This window comes from Paractinoplanes ferrugineus (assembly GCF_016862195.1).
GTDB classification, from domain to species: Bacteria; Actinomycetota; Actinomycetes; order Mycobacteriales; family Micromonosporaceae; genus Actinoplanes; species Actinoplanes ferrugineus.
Window position 1 is genome coordinate 15002 of the sequence record NZ_BOMM01000071.1, and the last position, 15161, is coordinate 30162.

Consider the following 15161-nt stretch of genomic DNA (forward strand, 5'->3'; position numbering starts at 1 on the left):
ATGATTACATAATTACAAGATGACAGACGAGCAAGTTCCCACCCTCTACGACTGGGCCGGCGGCGGCGAGGCGTTCGAGCGGCTGACCGAGAACTTCTATCGCAAGGTGCTCGCCGACGACCTGATCGGCCCCCTCTTCGCGCACATGGACCCGGCCCACCCCCGGCACGTCGCGATGTGGCTGGCCGAGGTGTTCGGCGGGCCGGCCCACTACACCAGCGAGCGCGGCGGTTACGCCCACATGCTCGCCCACCATCTCGGCAAGGCGATCACCGAACCGCAACGGCGGCGCTGGGTGAGTCTGCTGGTCGACGCCGCCGACGAGGTGGAGCTGCCGGACGACCCCGAGTTCCGGGCCGCGTTCATGGGCTACATCGAGTGGGGCACCCGGCTGGCACTGGCCAATTCGCAGCCCGGCGCGACCCCACCGCGGGAGGCTCCGGTCCCACAATGGGGCTGGGGAGTCGCACCCCCTTACCAGGGCTGAGCGGAGGAGTTCGACATGTGGGCTGACCGTCGCGGCGGTGCCGGGCCGACGCCGGAGGAGATCGAGCGGTGGCAGCGGCGGACGTCGGCGCCGGACAACGAACTGCCCGGGGCGGCCGGCGTCCTGCTCCTGCTCGGGCACACCGACGACGCGGCGGTGGCGGTCACCCAGGTCGAGGGCTTCTCCACCGGGTGGCGGTTCACGCTCGCCGTCCGGTTGCGCCGCCCCCGGCCCGGCCCGCACCTGCACATGCTGTTGAGCCGGCGCGCCCACCTGGGGCTCGAGATCCCGGTGCAGGACCGCCTTCTGCTCGGCCTGGAATACCCGGACGGGCGGCGGGCCTCGACCCTGCGGGACGAGCCGATGGGCCGGCCCGACGACGGTGCGGAGCTGGTGTTCCGGCAGCAGAGCGGAAGCGGCGACGACCGCAGCCACGACCAGTCCTACTGGGTGTCCCCGCTTCCGCCGCCGGGGCCGGTGACGTTCGTGCTGGCCTGGCCTTCGGCCGGCCTGCCGGAAACACGCACCGGGGTCGACGGCGCGGCCATCCGCGCCGCCGCCGGGCAGGCCCGGGAGCTCTGGGCGCCGCAGCCACCCGAGGAGCACCTCGAACCCCCGGCTCCGGCCCGGCCGGCCGACGGGTGGTTCGCCGAGGAGAGCTGACCGGGGTTGCGGTCCGGTGCGCCCGGGGTGCGTGTTGGTTCACCGGCTCACCGCTTGGCGCCCGAGCCCGATCGGACCGGTGCAAGCCGCCGATCGCAGAGGGAGTCACCACTTGAAGCGCTTCGTTCGCCGAGCCGCCGTCATCGCCGCCCTGCTCGCCGTGCCGACGCCGGCCGGCACCCCGGCCTTCGCCGCGCCGAGCACGCCGGCCAAGACCGCCGCGGGGACGACGGCGCGGTTCGAGACCGAGGTGGTACGCCTGACAAACGTCCAGCGCACCGCGAAGGGCTGCGCCGCCCTGCGGATCGACGACCGGCTGAGCAGGGCGGCTCGGGCGCACAGCGCCGACATGGTGGCGGCGCGGTTCTTCGACCACACCGGCTCCGACGGCAGCACGTTCGTGGCCCGCGAGGCCGCGGCCGGCTACCCGAGGAAGGGCGCCTCGGCCGAGAACATCGCGTGGGGCTACCGCACCCCGGCCCAGGTCGTGAGCGGGTGGATGAAGAGCCCGGGGCACCGGGCCAACATCCTGAACTGCGGCAGCGTCGCGGTCGGGGTGGGTGTCGCCTACACCGGTGGCGGCGCGCCGTACTGGACCCAGGACTTCGGCCGGATCTGACCGAACCGCGGGTTCGCGGAGACATATATCTGACAAAAACTTCGGCCTTCCGCGCCGGACCATGCCCCCGGCTCCCCCAATTGACCGAAGCCGATGGGTGGATGCGCCACTGATCAGCGGAAACGCGATCGTTCCATAGTTGTCCTTGAATATATTCTTTGGCATTGGACGCTTGTCGATCTCCGACCGGAGACTCCTCTGCAACAGCCGCGCTTCGCGACCAACCGGAGGGCCCCCGTTGAAGACACTCCTTCGTTCAGCGCTCGCCTCGCTCCTGCTCGCCACCCTGCTGCAGTTCGGTCTCGGCACCCCGGCCTGGGCCACCCCGCCCGGGATCCCGGCCACGTCGGCGGCGAAAACCCAGCTCGCCGCCCTGACCGTGACGGCCTCGACGCACACCACCACCTATGACCGGGACCTGTTCCCGACCTGGGACACGATCTCCGGCACGTGCAACACCCGGGAGACCGTGCTCAAGCGGGACGGCACCGGTGTCGTCGTCAACTCGGCCTGCACCGCCACCTCCGGCACCTGGAAAAGCCCGTACGACGGCGGGACCTGGACCGCCGCCTCGGATGTCGACATCGACCACATGGTTCCGCTGAAGAACGCCTGGATCTCCGGCGCCTGGGCGTGGACCACGTCGAAGCGCGAGTCGTTCGCCAACGACGTGACCAACCCGCAGCTGTGGGCGGTCACCGACAACGTCAACCAGTCCAAGAGCGACCAGTCGCCGGACTCGTGGAAGCCGCCGCTGTCCAGCTTCTACTGCACCTATGCCAAGGCGTGGGTCCGGGTGAAATATGTCTGGGCGCTCACCGTCACCAGCGCCGAGAAAACCAGCCTGACCAGCATGCTCGGCACCTGCTGAGGAAACGTCAGGCGATCTTCGGGTCGCGCCGGCCACTGCGGCCGGGGCGGCCCGACAGGCCGCGGCCGGGCAGGAGCGACACCGCCTTCTGCACCCCGAGCTCCGGGTGCGCGGCCAGCCATCGCGCATAGCGCGGCCGCTGTAGCAACACTTCGAGGTACGACTCCACGGCGTACCCATAGAGCTCGGCCGCCTGATCGGCCGCCGGCGTCTCCGGGTCCCAGCCCAGCAGATGACGCCAGCGCAGCGGCACGCCGCGCAACGGAATCGCGATGGTGCCCTGCACCTGACGCACGCTGCCCTGCGCCAGGGCTACCGCCCCACCCGCCGCGACCAGGTCGAACGCGCTGCTCGCGTCGATCTCGGTGGGAGTCCTGGGTGCGAAGCCCTCGCGGGCGCAGGCGGCGGCGAAGCACTCGTGGAAACAGCTGTCGCCGGGTGAGGTGATCCACGCCTCGTCGGCCAGTTCACCGAGGCTGATCTCGTCCTCGCCGGCGAGCGGATGCCGATCGTTGAGCAGCACCCAGACCGCGTCGACCGAGATGGCCTGCCAGACCAGCCCGGGCGGCAGACCGGCAAGCGCCGAACACGCCCCGAGCAGGGCATAGTCGAGCCGCCCATCGACCACCATCTGGGCGATCTCGTTCTCCGACCAGGTCGAGTGGATCGAGACCGGACCGCCGGGATGAGCGTCGTTGAGCCGCCGGACCAGGCCGCCCACGATCGGGCCGTTGGTCGCGCCGAGGCGATATCGGGCCGTGCCACCGGCCGTGATGAGCTCGCTGGCCTCGTCGTGCAGGCCGGTGACGGCCGGGATGAGCACGCGGGCGCGGGCCAGCACGAGATCGCCCAGCGGCGTCGGCAGAACTCCGCGCCGGTCGCGAATGAACAGCACCCCGCCGAGAATTCGCTCGATGCGCTGCAGCTGGGTGGTCAGTGCGGGCTGGGCGAGGCCGAGCGCCGCGGCGGCCTTGGTGACACTGCCGGCCTCGGCGATGGCCAGCACCATTCGAAGATGGCGCAACTCCAGCTCCACACAGCGAACCTAGAGTCGTCCCGGCTTCTCCGAAAGCACTTGCACGTTAATTTCGGCCATCTGAGGCTGTCCATTCGCGACAAGCTCATCCCGCCGAGTGTCCGGACCTCGGCAAATGCATGCCACGAATACGGGAAGTGGCGGCGCCGCAACGCCCCGTGAGGGGCGCTGCGGCAATCCCCGATAGTCGACACCGGGAGAAGTTGACTTTGCGTGAGCACTTCCCATCGGTGCGTGGCTATCGGTAGGCTCCCAAGTCAGGAAACGATGTCGAACTCGCCATCCTTGGCCGAGTCCACGAAGGCGGACCACTCCGCCTGCGTGAACATGAGAGCCGGTCCAGACCGGTCCTTGCTGTCACGGACGGCCACGCCTGCGTCGAGGATTGCGACCTCTACACAGTTGTTGCCGCCACTGCCGTTGCTGCGGCTGCCTTTTTTCCAGACAGCACCATTGAGATGGTGCGTGAGCAACCCCAAGCACCCCCCTTCGAATATGCGGTTGTCTCGGAGCCCTAAGCGACCAGCAGGCTCTCGATCATCTTGATTGTCTGGCGATGGTCGAGCGCCTTCGCGCTCAATCGCTCGAACTCTTTTCGGTAACGGGCAACCTCGGCAGGTTGCTCTTCGTAAGAGTCTCCCGCAAGACCTTCAAGATAGACAACATCCAGATGGGTGGTTTCCGCCCTGGATATCCCATGGTTCATCTGCGCGTCTACACCATGGAACTCTAATAGCGCCACCGGTCCACCGAGGAACGCGTGCTCGCCCGTTCCGAACGGTAGGATGCGCAACATCACATTCGGTAATTGAGCCATTTCAATAAGGTGCCGAAGCTGTTCCGCCATCACTTCGGAACCGCCGATGACGCGCCGCACGACCGATTCGTCGATGAACCCGGTCAGCTCCAGCGGGCGGCGCTCGGTGAGCCGGCCCTGCCGGGTCAGGCGCAACGCCACTCGGCGGTCGATCTCGTGCGGTGGGTCGAACGAGCGGCCGGTGCGCATCAGCGCCCGGATGTACGCCTCGGTCTGCAGCAGACCGGGCACGATCGTCGGCTCCCAGGTCAGCATCGACGAGGCACCGGCCTCCAGGCCGACGAAATTGCCCGGCCGGATCACATCGCGGTAGTCGCTCCACCAGGTGCGCTCGCGCGACATGCGGGCGAGCTCGATGAGCGCCTCGCGGTATGCCTCGTCGCGGACGTGGTAGAGATCGAGAAGGTCCCGCACGTCGCGGGCGGTCACCGCGACACGCGCGGTCTCGATTCGGGTGACCTTGGCAGCGTGCCACTCGAAATGACGCGAGACATTCTCCTGCGTCAATCCGGCCGACTCGCGGCATCGTTTCAGCTCAGCACCCAGTCGTCGCCGTCGCAGCGTGGGGCCCTCATCTACGGACACCTGGACTCCCCTTGGCCTTCAGGTTTCCTCAGGTAATCGATCCTACGGCCAGGCCTGTCATGATCCAACGTGGACTCAAGCCCTGAACAAGAAGTCTAGTACTCCTTGTATTGACCTTGATGTTGGGTACATGATGCGCCAGACATCGAGTATTGACTTCCTGTACTCACAGTGATCCTTCAAAACTTGGGTCTATACGGGTCTAAGGGGCGTGGCAGCGTGTTGGCTGACCAGTACTTCTTGATCGCACATCAGGACCGGACAGGCCGGTCCCGACTTCACCCGCGCGCGACGGGCCTGGGGCTCGCCGCAGCGTTGCTGGGTGAGCTGATCCTCGAAGGACGGATCGGGATCGCCGAAGGCGACCTCATCATCCTGGATCGGCATCCCCCGGCGGACGCGCTGGCGCACGACATTCTCGACCTGCTCATCGCCCAGCCGCAACACCGCGATGTCCGCACCTGGCTCGCGTTCCTCTCGCAGGACGCCGAAGTCCGGGTCGGCGAGCGGCTCGTCCGTCTGGGCGCGGTCGATCTGGTCACCCGCCGGCGCATGCTCTCGACCGAGACCGTCTATCTACCGAACAGCGCCGAACAGCGCAACGCGGCCGCGTGGGCACCCGCCCGGCTGGCCAACCTGCTGGTCCGGGGCATCGAGCTGAGCCTGACCGACCGGGTCCTCGTCGGACTCGTGGCCGCGACCGGGCTGACCCGGCACGTGCTCTACGACTTCGAGATGCACCGGCAGGCGTTCCACTCGTTGCCGAGCGCCATGAGCGCACTCTCCGGTGACCTGCGGGACCTGATCGAATTCACCGAGGCCTCCGTGGGCTCGGTCCTGACCGTCGGTCGGCGGTGAGCGCCATCGGGCGGCACCACCTCCGGCGCAACAACTCTGATCAATGGGCCGGGAGGATGTTGATGCATCAGAAGGAACCCGCCGAGCCGGACATCGTGGCCCGTGCGCTCGCCAAGAACCGTTTGGGCGTACCGTCCGTGGTGTTCTTCGGAGTGGCGGGGGCCGCACCGCTGACCGTGATCATCGGTGCGATCTCGACCATCTACGCGATCATCGGAAGCACCGCGGTGCCGATCGCGTACGTGGCGGTGGCGGGCATTCTCTCGCTGTTCACGGTCGGGTTCGTGGCGATGAGCCGGCATATCGTCAACTCCGGCGCCTTCTACTCGTACATCAGTCACGGACTCGGCCGGGTGATCGGTGTCGGCGCGGCGTTCGTGGCCCTCCCGGCCTACTCGCTGATGCAGATCGGGCTGTTCGGTCTCTTCGGCTCGGCCGCGTCCGGCATCCTCGCCGAGTTCGGCCTCGTCACCCCCTGGTACGTGTGCGCCATCGCCGCCTGGCTGGTGGTCACGGTGCTCGGCATGCTCTGGGTCGACCTCTCGGGCAAGGTGCTGGCCGTGCTGCTGGTCGCCGAGATCTCGATCGTGCTGCTCTACGACGTCGTGATGGTCGCCAACCCGGCCGGCGGGCACGTCGACTTCACCCCCTTCAACCCGGCCCCGCTGCTGACCCCGGTCGTCGGATCACTGCTGGTACTCGCCGTCGCCGGCTTCGTCGGCTTCGAGGCCACCGTCGTCCTCTCCGAGGAGACCAAGGACCCGAAGAAGACCATCGGCCGGGCCACCCACTGGGCCGTGCTGCTGGCCGGCGCGCTGTGCGCGGTCTCCGCCTGGGCGATGGCGGTGAGCACCGGACCGTCGAACATCGCCGGGACGGCCGCCGAGCACCAGACCGACCTGGTCTTCTTCCTGGTCGGCAAGCACCTGCCGGCACCCCTGGTCAACATGGGTTACCTGCTGTTCCTGACGAGCGTGTTCGCGGCCCTGCTCGCGTTCCACGCGGCGGTCGCCCGCTATCAGTTCGCCCTCGGTCGCGAGGGTGTGCTGCCCGCGGTATTCGGTCGCACTCACCCGCGCACCGGCGCTCCACTGGCCGGTTCGATCACCCAGAGCGTGCTGGCCATCCTGGTCCTGAGTGCCTACGCGGTTTCCGGTCTCGAGCCGGTGCGTTACGTGTTCGCCTGGCTCACCACGATCGGCGGCCTCGGCGTGCTGATTCTGATGTGGGCGACCTCGGCCGCCGTGATCGGCTTCTTCGCTCGTGGACGCCGGACGGAGAACGCGTGGCGCGCCTACATCGCGCCGTTCCTCTCCTTCCTTCTGCTGTCCATCGTGCTGACCGCCACGGTGATCGGCTTCGGCGAACTGCTCCAAGTCGACGGTGACTCGCCGTTCCAATGGCTGATCCCCGTGCTCTACCTGGGTGTGGCCCTGCTCGGTTTCATCTGGGCCTTGATCATGCGGGCCGCGCGCCCGGAGGTCTACGCCCAGATCGGCCGCGGCGCCGACGGCCGGACGAGCATCCTGTCCGACATCCAGTGGCCGACCAAGCAACTCCATGGCGACCCGGTCGGGGCCCGTGGCTATCCCTACTAGCACCTGCAGCAAGGAGACGCGAGCAATGACGCACGCCGTCCATGATCTGGTGACTCGCAGCGTCGCGCCGGTCGACGCGGACGAGCTCACCGATCTCGTCGCCGCAGCCATGCACGACGGGCCGGTCGCCCGATGGCTGCAACCCGACGACGGCGTGCGGCATGCGGCCGGCCCCGACTACTTCGCGATCTTCGTGGAGCACACCCTGCGGTGGGGCGAGGTGTACGCGACGAAGGACGGCACCGGCCGGTTGACCGGTGCCGCCCTGTGGTTCCCGCTGACGGTCGCACTGCCGTCACCGATCGACTACGAGCGCAGGCTCAAGGAGATCGCCGGCGAGGCGCACGACCGCATGTGCCTGCTGGACACGGCACTGGAGAACGAACACCCCGTCGGACCGCATCACTATCTTGCTTTCCTGGCCGTCCACCCCGACCAGCAAAATCGGGGACTGGGCAGCACGCTTCTCCGCCGGCACCATCGCCGGCTCGACGCGGCCGGGTTGTCGGCCTATCTCGAGGCGAACGACCCGCGTAACCGCGACCTCTACCGGCGACACGGATATCAGGTCCGGTCCGTGATCGAGCTACCCGACGGACCACCCATCTGGACGATGTGGAGGCCGCCCCTGGACTGAGAACGACCAGATCACGCAGCGGACGGGAACTCGTAGAGCCAGAAGGACTGCTGGTCGATCCGGCTGAAGCGCATGTTCGCCGTGACCCGGCTGATCATCAGCCGGAAGATGCGGGACATGTGCCGGACATCGTCGTTGTAGCTGCAGATGTCCAGCCCCACCAGGCCGTTCTGAGTGGCGGCGACAAGGTACATCTGCTCCACCAGCTGCGCGAACGCCTCGCGTCCCTGGTGCTCCGGGCTGACGGCGACGAAGCCGATGTACCAGATCTTCCGTGACGCGTAGTGCTCCGGCCAGTGGCGTTCGAAGTACTGAGGTGCGATCAGAGGAACCGCATCGAGGTCGTTGGTATACGTAGCGATCCCGCACAGTTGGCCCTCGTCGGTGAGAGCAAGATACTTGCTGACTCGGCTGTCGCGCATGACCTCGTCGAACTCCGACGGGAACATCATGTGCCGCTGGACCGCCAGCGTGTTCAGCTCGTCGAACGCGTCTTGGTAGAGGCGCCATGCAGCGCTGTGCAGATCACCATCGATGATCTGGTCGACAACTTTGATTAGCATGCTTTGCTCCCCCGCGGGACGCGGCCCGCTTGCTCGCACTCATACCGATCAATGATCTATTGACCCACAGAGTACGAACAGTGACGCCGCAAACACAATGAGTGTTCGCTGATTGGGTGTGCCAATCGCCGGGGAGACGCTCCACTGTGCCCTGAACCGTGCAAGTTGCGGGCCGGGAGTCAATTACCGCGGGCATCCGCCAATGCCCTTACGCGACGATTCCGGGCAGCTCCGAGAAGATCGAACTCCGGTGATCAATTGTCGCACAGATCTTCCGGCAGAGTCGCTGACCGCCCCCGCCGCCGGCCGCCCCCATGGCGGCCGGCGGTGCTTTTCACCTGGGCTTTCCGGCCCCGGATCGAGGGCTCCGGCCGGCCCGGCGCACCCCTCGCACGGGCCTGCTGGGCGGGGACGGAGCGCTTGCCGAACCGGCCGTCGTCCTAACCCGACGGTCGTCGCCGACGGCACCGCCACCACCTGCGAAAAGGAGCATTCGGCAGCCGTGGCGGCGGTTTCCGCCAGGCGTGAAGGCTCGCAAATCCTCCCGTAAGGTGACCGAAAACCGGTGCAAGTACGCACCGTGACTTCGAGCGCGGTCACCGGCGGTCGATCAAAATGCATCCTTGGCAACCGCAGGAGGGTTCCCAGCCTGCGAAAAGCCGGGTCCGAGCAGCTAGCGGGCCATCTCTGCCACCCCGCAGGTATCCACGTGTCACTGATCGGAAACGGTCGTACTCGGCGGTCACCAGTCGAGGAAACGGCCACTTTTGGTGGCTCTGCGTGCGGGCTGTACGGCGCCCTTCCCGGCCCCACCGACAGGGTCCCGGCCTGCGGAATCGTGGTGCTCACGGCGTACCCGGACGGGTGCCTGATCTTGAATTCGGGTGGCTCGAATAACTCGGAATGGTATGGGTTATCGAGGGCGGCTCTTTCGCTTTTCGGTCGTCGCACCGATCAGTACTTCGAGACCAGTACCAGAAGGACTACGCATCTGCGTACTTCAACCGGCGTCGGTAATCCCCATACGCTTTGCCCCGGCTCTGATCATCAACCCTACTCACGGGAATGGAGTGCGCGTGAAAACACGCTCGCGCTTACTACTGGTCGCATTGTTGGCGGTTTGCGGCATCGCCGTCGCCCCGACCGGGCCGGCCGCAGCCGGCTCGCTCCCCGGCACGGTGCTCACCTCGGCGACCGCGACCCTGCCGGCCGAGCTGAGCCCGCTGGCGACCGGCAAGCGGATCCAATACCTCACGACCGACCTCAACGGCCTGCTCATCCCCGCCACCGGACTGATCCTCACGCCCAAGAGCAACAAGAAGAACCGCACGGTGGCCTGGGCGCACGGCTCGACCGGCCTGGCCGACCAGTGCGCGCCGTCGAACAACCAGGGCGTCTTCTGGCCCGAGGCGCGCGTCGCGGTCGCCGCCCTGCTCGGCAAGGGCTGGACGGTCGCCGCGGCCGACTTCCCCGGGCTCGGCACGCCGCTGGCCCACCCCTACCTGGTCGGTGGCAGCGAGGCCCGCTCGGTGATCGACAGTGTGAAGGCCGCGCGTAACCTCGACTCCGCGCTGTCGACGCAGTACGTGGTGGACGGGCATTCGCAGGGTGGGCAGGCCGCGCTGTTCGCCAGCCAGATCGCCCCGTCCTATGACGGCAACCTGGTGCTCAAGGGCACCGCCTCGATCGCGCCGGCCTCCAACGTGGATGCCCTGGCCCCGCTGATCCCGGGCACTCCCGGACAGGGTTACCTGGTGATGGGCCTGTACGGGCTGGCCGCCGTCGACCCGACGTTCAGCCCCAACTCGGTGCTGGCACCCCAGGCGAAGACCAAGACGTCGAGCCTCAACACCGGGTGCCTCGAGCAGATCCTCGCCGCCTATCAGAACCTGACGGCCGAGCAGCTCCTGGTCGGTGGGGCGCTGCCGGACGCGGTGGTCACCAAGCTCGCGCACTACGACAACCCGGCTCAGACCTCCCCGAGTGCACCGATCCTGATCGTGCAGGGCACCGACGACGAGGCGGTGCCGGTTTTCATCACGCATGATCTGCTGTTGCCGCAGTTGCAGGCCTACGCCCAGCCGGTGACTTACACCGAACTGGCCGGCGCCACCCACGACTCATCCGTGATCCAGTCGGCGGACGCGGTGGCGACGTGGATCGCCGCCCGCTTCACCTGACCGACGGGAGGACGGCACTCGGCCGCCACCGGGTGCCGTCCTCACTCCCTCTTTACCCAAGCTCGATCATGCGAAATCCCAGCCCACTCCCACGTCCTCGGCGGCGGCCGGGCGAACGGTCAGGCCGCTGGGATGTGTGTCTGCTTCGGCAGGCGGCGCGGCGGGGCGGCAGCGGTCGAACCGCGGACCACCAGCTCGGCCGGGAAGACGTATTCCGAGCGGGGGGCCGCGTGGCCGTGGATCTCGTCGACCAGGGCCCGAACCGCGGCGTTGCCCATCGCGGCGACCGGCTGCCGGAGGGTGGTCAGGGGCGGGTCGGTGAAGGCGATGAGCGGGGAATCGTCGAAGCCGACCACCGACAGATCGCGCGGCACCTGCAGGCCACGGCGATGGGCGGCCCGGATCGCCCCCAGGGCCATCAGGTCGGAACCGCAGACCAGGGCGGTGACGTCGCGGTCGAGCAGTTGACCGGCGGCCACCTCGCCACCCTCGACGCCGAAGAGCGTCAGCGCCACCAGCTCGTCGGGCGGGCGGTGTCCGTACGACGGGACATGGCGGCGCATGGCGCTGTGGTAGCCGTCCAGCTTTCGCTGCACCGCCCGGAACCGCTGGGGGCCGGAGACGAAACCGATGCGCTCGTGACCCAGCGCGGCCAGGTGCGCGACCGCCGTCTCGGCCGCCTGCTTGTCGTCGCAGGAGATGAACGGGGCGGAGATGCCGTCGGCGAAGCCGTTGACGAAGACGACCGGCAACGGGCGGTCGATCAGGCGCTGGTAACGATCATGGTCGGCGGTGGTGTCGGCGTGCAGCCCGGCCACGAAGACGATGCCGCTCACCTGGCGGTCGAGGAGCATCTCGAGGTATTCATCCTCGGTCACGCCGCCCGGCGTCTGGGTACAGAGCACCGGGGTGAAGCCGGTCTGCGCGAGGGCCGACTCGACGATCTGGGCGAACGCGGGGAAGATCGGGTTCTCCAGCTCGGGAACGATCAGGCCGACCAGGCCCGCACTGCGTTTGTGCAGGCGCTCGGGACGTTCGTAGCCGAGAACGTCAAGGGCGGTCAGAACTGCCTGGCGGGTGTCGGCCGAGACACCGGGGCGATCATTGAGGACCCGCGACACCGTCGCCTCGCTGACGCCCGCCTGTCGGGCGATATCCGAGAGACGTGCACGCATGCGGTCACAATAACCCTTCGTTAATTTTGCCGCGCCGGCCACGCCGGTCACACCCCGGGAGGGCCACGAGCGGCTACGGCAGCCGCCGGGCCGGCCGCCGGAAAGCCCGGCAAAGATCGGATTTATCGAGTTCGTCCTCAAGCCGGGCGCCCAACTGTCGATGGGGACGCCGTGGGGGGTGCGAAGCGATTGCGGAGCGATCCGCTCATCGGCGCCGCCGTGGCGTGGATGGTGATCGCGGCCATCCTCTTCTTCGCCCTGCAGAGTTGGACGGTCTGGCAGGTACGCACGTTCTGGGCGTTTCAACTGCCGCTGGACGCTCTGTTCGCGTACTGCTCGTGGCGGGTGTCGCGGATCGCGACCGGGCCGGTCCGCCGGTTCTGGCTGATCCTGACCGGCGTGAGCTCTTCGTTCCTGATCGGCGACACCTTCCAGACGGTCCTTACGTTCGTCGACGAACCGGGCACTTGGTCGACGGCCGGCGGCGCTGTGCAGTCGACCTTCTTCGCGGGTGGGCTCGTGGTCGTCGTGGTGGCGATGCTCCTCCACCCGCATCCCGGCCGGAGCGGGCGGGCCCGGCTGGCGTTCTGGCTGGACTCGGCCTCGGTGCTGGTCGCCGGCGCGGTGATGGCCTGGTGCTTCGCGGTGCGGCCCGGACAGGCGTTGTTCACCACGCTGGGACTGGCGGCCGCCGCGATCACCGCCTGTTTCGCGGCGGTCAAGCTGATCCTGAGCGGGAACGCGCCGATGCGCCGGTCCGCCGCCATCTCGATGATGCTCGCCGGCGCCGTCACCGCGATCGGCGTGTTCATGGAGCCGGCCGCGGGCGCGGAGCTGCCGCCGTACGTCTACCTGGTGCGGCTCATGCCGTCGATGCTGATCGCGCTCGGCCCCCGCATCCAGGTCACGATCGCCCGTTTCGACCCGGCCCCGTTCGCCGATCGCCGGCGCAAGCCCTACAGCCTGCTGCCGTACGGCGCGATCGCGCTCGCCTTCGTGGCCCTGGTCGTGGTGATGCCACAGGGTGTGGACTTCCGGTTGTGGGGCGTGGTGGTCGGACTCGGGTTGATCTGCGCCCTGGTCGCCGGGCGGCAGCTGGTCGCGTTCCACGACAACACCGAGCTGATCGAGCAGCTGCGGGAACACGAGACGCGGCTGCGCCGCCAGGCGCTCACCGACGGGCTGACCGGGCTGGCCAACCGCACGCACTTCCACGAGCAGGTGGAGGCGGCGCTGGCGGCCGACCCGGTGCAGACCTCGGTGCTGCTCCTCGACCTGGACGGGTTCAAGCAGGTGAACGACACGTTCGGGCACGCGGCCGGGGACGAACTGCTGATCTCGGTGGCCGACAAGATGCGGACCGCGGTACGCGACGGCGACCTGCCGGCCCGGTTCGGTGGTGACGAGTTCGGCATCCTGCTGCGCGGCTGCACCGGCCCGGAGGCGGAGGAGACGGCTCAGCGCCTGCTCGACGCCCTGGCCGAACCGGTCGATGTGGCCGGTGCCCCGATCACGGCGAACGCGAGCATCGGTGCCGCCGCCGCCGAGCCCGGCGAGGGGGTCTCGGCGCTGATCCGGCGGGCCGACGTGGCCATGTACGCCGCCAAGTCGGCGGGCAAGGGCACGTGGAAGAGGTACGACACCGGGATGGAATCGGTCGCCTCTTTCCATTGATAATGATCGTTGTTAACGTAAACATCCATGTCGACCTCGCGAAAGTTCGGCGGCCTCGTCCTCGTCGCCCTGCTCGCGGTGGTCTTCGGCGCCGCCTCCCCCGCCGCCGCGGCCACCTACGCCGGCTATGCCATGGCGTATTTCACCGAGTCCCCCAACATGTCCGCCGCCAACTACGGACTGCACATCGCGGTCAGCGGTGACGGCCTCAACTGGACCCCGCTCAACCAGAACAACCCGGTCGCCACCCCGACGGCCGGCACGCTCGGGCTGCGCGACCCGTACATCCTGCGCAAGACCGACGGCACGTTCGAGGTGCTGGCCACCGATCTCAACGGCACCGACTGGAGCGTCAACAGCCAGTACGTCCACGTCTGGGACTCGACCGACCTGCGCACCTTCACCAACTACCGGCGGATGAAGGTGCACTCGCTCGCCACCCACTCGTGGGCGCCCGAGGCGTACTGGGACGCGAGCCGCAACCAGTACGGGGTGATCTACTCCGCGGTGGTCGGCGGCCACAACGTGATCATGGTGAGCTACACGACCGACTTCCGGACCGCCACCGAGGGCCAGGTGTTCTTCGACAACGGCACCGACGTCATCGACGGCAACCTGGTCAGCCAGGGCGGGGTGAACTACTTCTACTACCGCGGTACGGGCGGGCTGTTCGGCGCCCGGTCGTCGACGCTCAACCCGAAGAGCTTCACCACGTACACCGGTGTGATCAACCCGGGCCGCGGCGTGGAGGCGCCACAACTGGTACCGGCGCTGTCCGGCAACGGCTACACGCTGTGGGGCGACACGTACAGCCCGAACGGTCGGTTCTTCGCCTGGTCGACGAGCGCGCTGTCGACCGGCAGCTGGTCGCTGCTCAACGACCGCGCCTACACCCAGCCGCTCAACTCCAAGCACTTGGGCATCACGCCGCTCACCGCCACCGAGATGTCGAACCTGACCACCAAGTGGGGTTCGCCGGCCTGGAACCGGGTGAAGTCGTACAACTACCCGGGCCGCTATCTACGGCATTACGACAACGTCGCCCGGATCGACGAATACCCGTTCGACCAGTGGCCGGACCAGCAGTGGAAGATCGTGCCGGGCCTGGCCGACAGCGCCGGCGTGTCGTTCCAGTCGGTGAACTACCCGACGAGGTACCTGCGGCACTACGACTATGCCGTGCAGCTCGCCACCAGCGACGGGACGACCGCCTTCACCCGTGACGCCACGTTCTACAAGGTGGCCGGCCTCGCCGACAGCTCGTGGACGTCGTTCCGGTCGTACAACTACCCGGACCGCTACCTGCGGCACTACAACTACGTGCTGCGCATCGACCCGATCAGCACCGCCACCGAAAAACAGGACGCGACCTTCCGAGTGGGTTACTGAGTATCCTTC

General features: G+C 67.8%; 15 protein-coding genes. 10 read left to right on the top strand and 5 right to left on the bottom strand.

The genetic code is table 11. The features are described from left to right. Nucleotides 1-19 precede the first annotated feature (19 nt). The 4 genes from Afe05nite_RS37520 (at nt 20) to Afe05nite_RS37535 (ending at nt 2640) form a co-directional block, all read left to right on the top strand. A complete protein-coding gene (locus tag Afe05nite_RS37520) occupies nt 20-487 on the top strand; it encodes a group II truncated hemoglobin (RefSeq protein WP_203822075.1) in 468 nt (155 codons plus the stop codon). Between the two features lie 15 nt (nt 488-502). Next, nucleotides 503-1150: a hypothetical protein gene (locus Afe05nite_RS37525; RefSeq protein WP_203822076.1), complete on the top strand. Its 648-nt coding sequence runs from the start codon at nt 503-505 to the stop codon at nt 1148-1150. 112 nt (nt 1151-1262) lie between these two features. Next, nucleotides 1263-1769, top strand: a complete 507-nt coding sequence (locus Afe05nite_RS37530; protein ID WP_203822077.1) for a CAP domain-containing protein — start codon at nt 1263-1265, stop codon at nt 1767-1769. A gap of 238 nt (nt 1770-2007) precedes the next feature. Further along, on the top strand, nt 2008-2640 hold the full coding sequence (locus Afe05nite_RS37535; RefSeq protein WP_203822078.1) for an HNH endonuclease family protein: 633 nt from the start codon (nt 2008-2010) through the stop codon (nt 2638-2640). 7 nt (nt 2641-2647) lie between these two features. On the opposite strand, the gene Afe05nite_RS37540 is transcribed toward Afe05nite_RS37535, so the two are convergent. The 3 genes from Afe05nite_RS37540 to Afe05nite_RS37550 all read right to left on the bottom strand — a co-directional run bounded on the left by Afe05nite_RS37540 (nt 2648) and on the right by Afe05nite_RS37550 (nt 5078). After that, nucleotides 2648-3676: a LysR family transcriptional regulator gene (locus Afe05nite_RS37540; RefSeq protein WP_203822079.1), complete on the bottom strand. Its 1029-nt coding sequence runs from the start codon at nt 3674-3676 to the stop codon at nt 2648-2650. A gap of 257 nt (nt 3677-3933) precedes the next feature. Continuing rightward, the gene (locus tag Afe05nite_RS37545) at nt 3934-4149 is read right to left on the bottom strand and encodes a DUF397 domain-containing protein (protein WP_203822135.1); all 216 of its coding nucleotides are present in this window, start codon (nt 4147-4149) and stop codon (nt 3934-3936) included. Between the two features lie 41 nt (nt 4150-4190). Continuing rightward, the gene (locus tag Afe05nite_RS37550) at nt 4191-5078 is read right to left on the bottom strand and encodes a helix-turn-helix domain-containing protein (protein ID WP_203822080.1); all 888 of its coding nucleotides are present in this window, start codon (nt 5076-5078) and stop codon (nt 4191-4193) included. 219 nt (nt 5079-5297) lie between these two features. Between Afe05nite_RS37550 and Afe05nite_RS37555 the strand changes: the two genes are divergently transcribed. Genes Afe05nite_RS37555 through Afe05nite_RS37565 form a run of 3 tightly spaced genes read left to right on the top strand, consistent with a single transcriptional unit; the run spans nt 5298 to nt 8171 of the window. After that, nucleotides 5298-5936, top strand: coding sequence for a GOLPH3/VPS74 family protein (locus tag Afe05nite_RS37555; protein ID WP_203822081.1), 639 nt, complete (start codon nt 5298-5300; stop codon nt 5934-5936). A gap of 56 nt (nt 5937-5992) precedes the next feature. Then, the gene (locus Afe05nite_RS37560) at nt 5993-7534 is read left to right on the top strand and encodes an APC family permease (protein WP_203822082.1); all 1542 of its coding nucleotides are present in this window, start codon (nt 5993-5995) and stop codon (nt 7532-7534) included. Between the two features lie 25 nt (nt 7535-7559). Continuing rightward, a complete protein-coding gene (locus Afe05nite_RS37565; protein ID WP_203822083.1) occupies nt 7560-8171 on the top strand; it encodes a GNAT family N-acetyltransferase in 612 nt (203 codons plus the stop codon). Between the two features lie 11 nt (nt 8172-8182). Here Afe05nite_RS37565 and Afe05nite_RS37570 read toward each other — a convergent pair whose 3' ends face one another. Further along, a complete protein-coding gene (locus Afe05nite_RS37570; RefSeq protein WP_203822084.1) occupies nt 8183-8734 on the bottom strand; it encodes a GNAT family N-acetyltransferase in 552 nt (183 codons plus the stop codon). A gap of 1076 nt (nt 8735-9810) precedes the next feature. On the opposite strand from Afe05nite_RS37570, the gene Afe05nite_RS37575 reads away from it, so the two are divergent. After that, a complete protein-coding gene (locus Afe05nite_RS37575; protein WP_203822085.1) occupies nt 9811-10914 on the top strand; it encodes an alpha/beta fold hydrolase in 1104 nt (367 codons plus the stop codon). Between the two features lie 119 nt (nt 10915-11033). On the opposite strand, the gene Afe05nite_RS37580 is transcribed toward Afe05nite_RS37575, so the two are convergent. Beyond that, nucleotides 11034-12089, bottom strand: a complete 1056-nt coding sequence (locus tag Afe05nite_RS37580; protein ID WP_203822086.1) for a LacI family DNA-binding transcriptional regulator — start codon at nt 12087-12089, stop codon at nt 11034-11036. A gap of 189 nt (nt 12090-12278) precedes the next feature. Between Afe05nite_RS37580 and Afe05nite_RS37585 the strand changes: the two genes are divergently transcribed. Both Afe05nite_RS37585 and Afe05nite_RS37590 read left to right on the top strand, forming a co-directional pair. Then, a complete protein-coding gene (locus Afe05nite_RS37585) occupies nt 12279-13763 on the top strand; it encodes a GGDEF domain-containing protein (protein WP_239118494.1) in 1485 nt (494 codons plus the stop codon). A 27-nt stretch (nt 13764-13790) separates the two neighbouring features. Next, nucleotides 13791-15152, top strand: coding sequence for a glycoside hydrolase family 43 protein (locus tag Afe05nite_RS37590; RefSeq protein WP_203822087.1), 1362 nt, complete (start codon nt 13791-13793; stop codon nt 15150-15152). Nucleotides 15153-15161 lie beyond the last annotated feature (9 nt).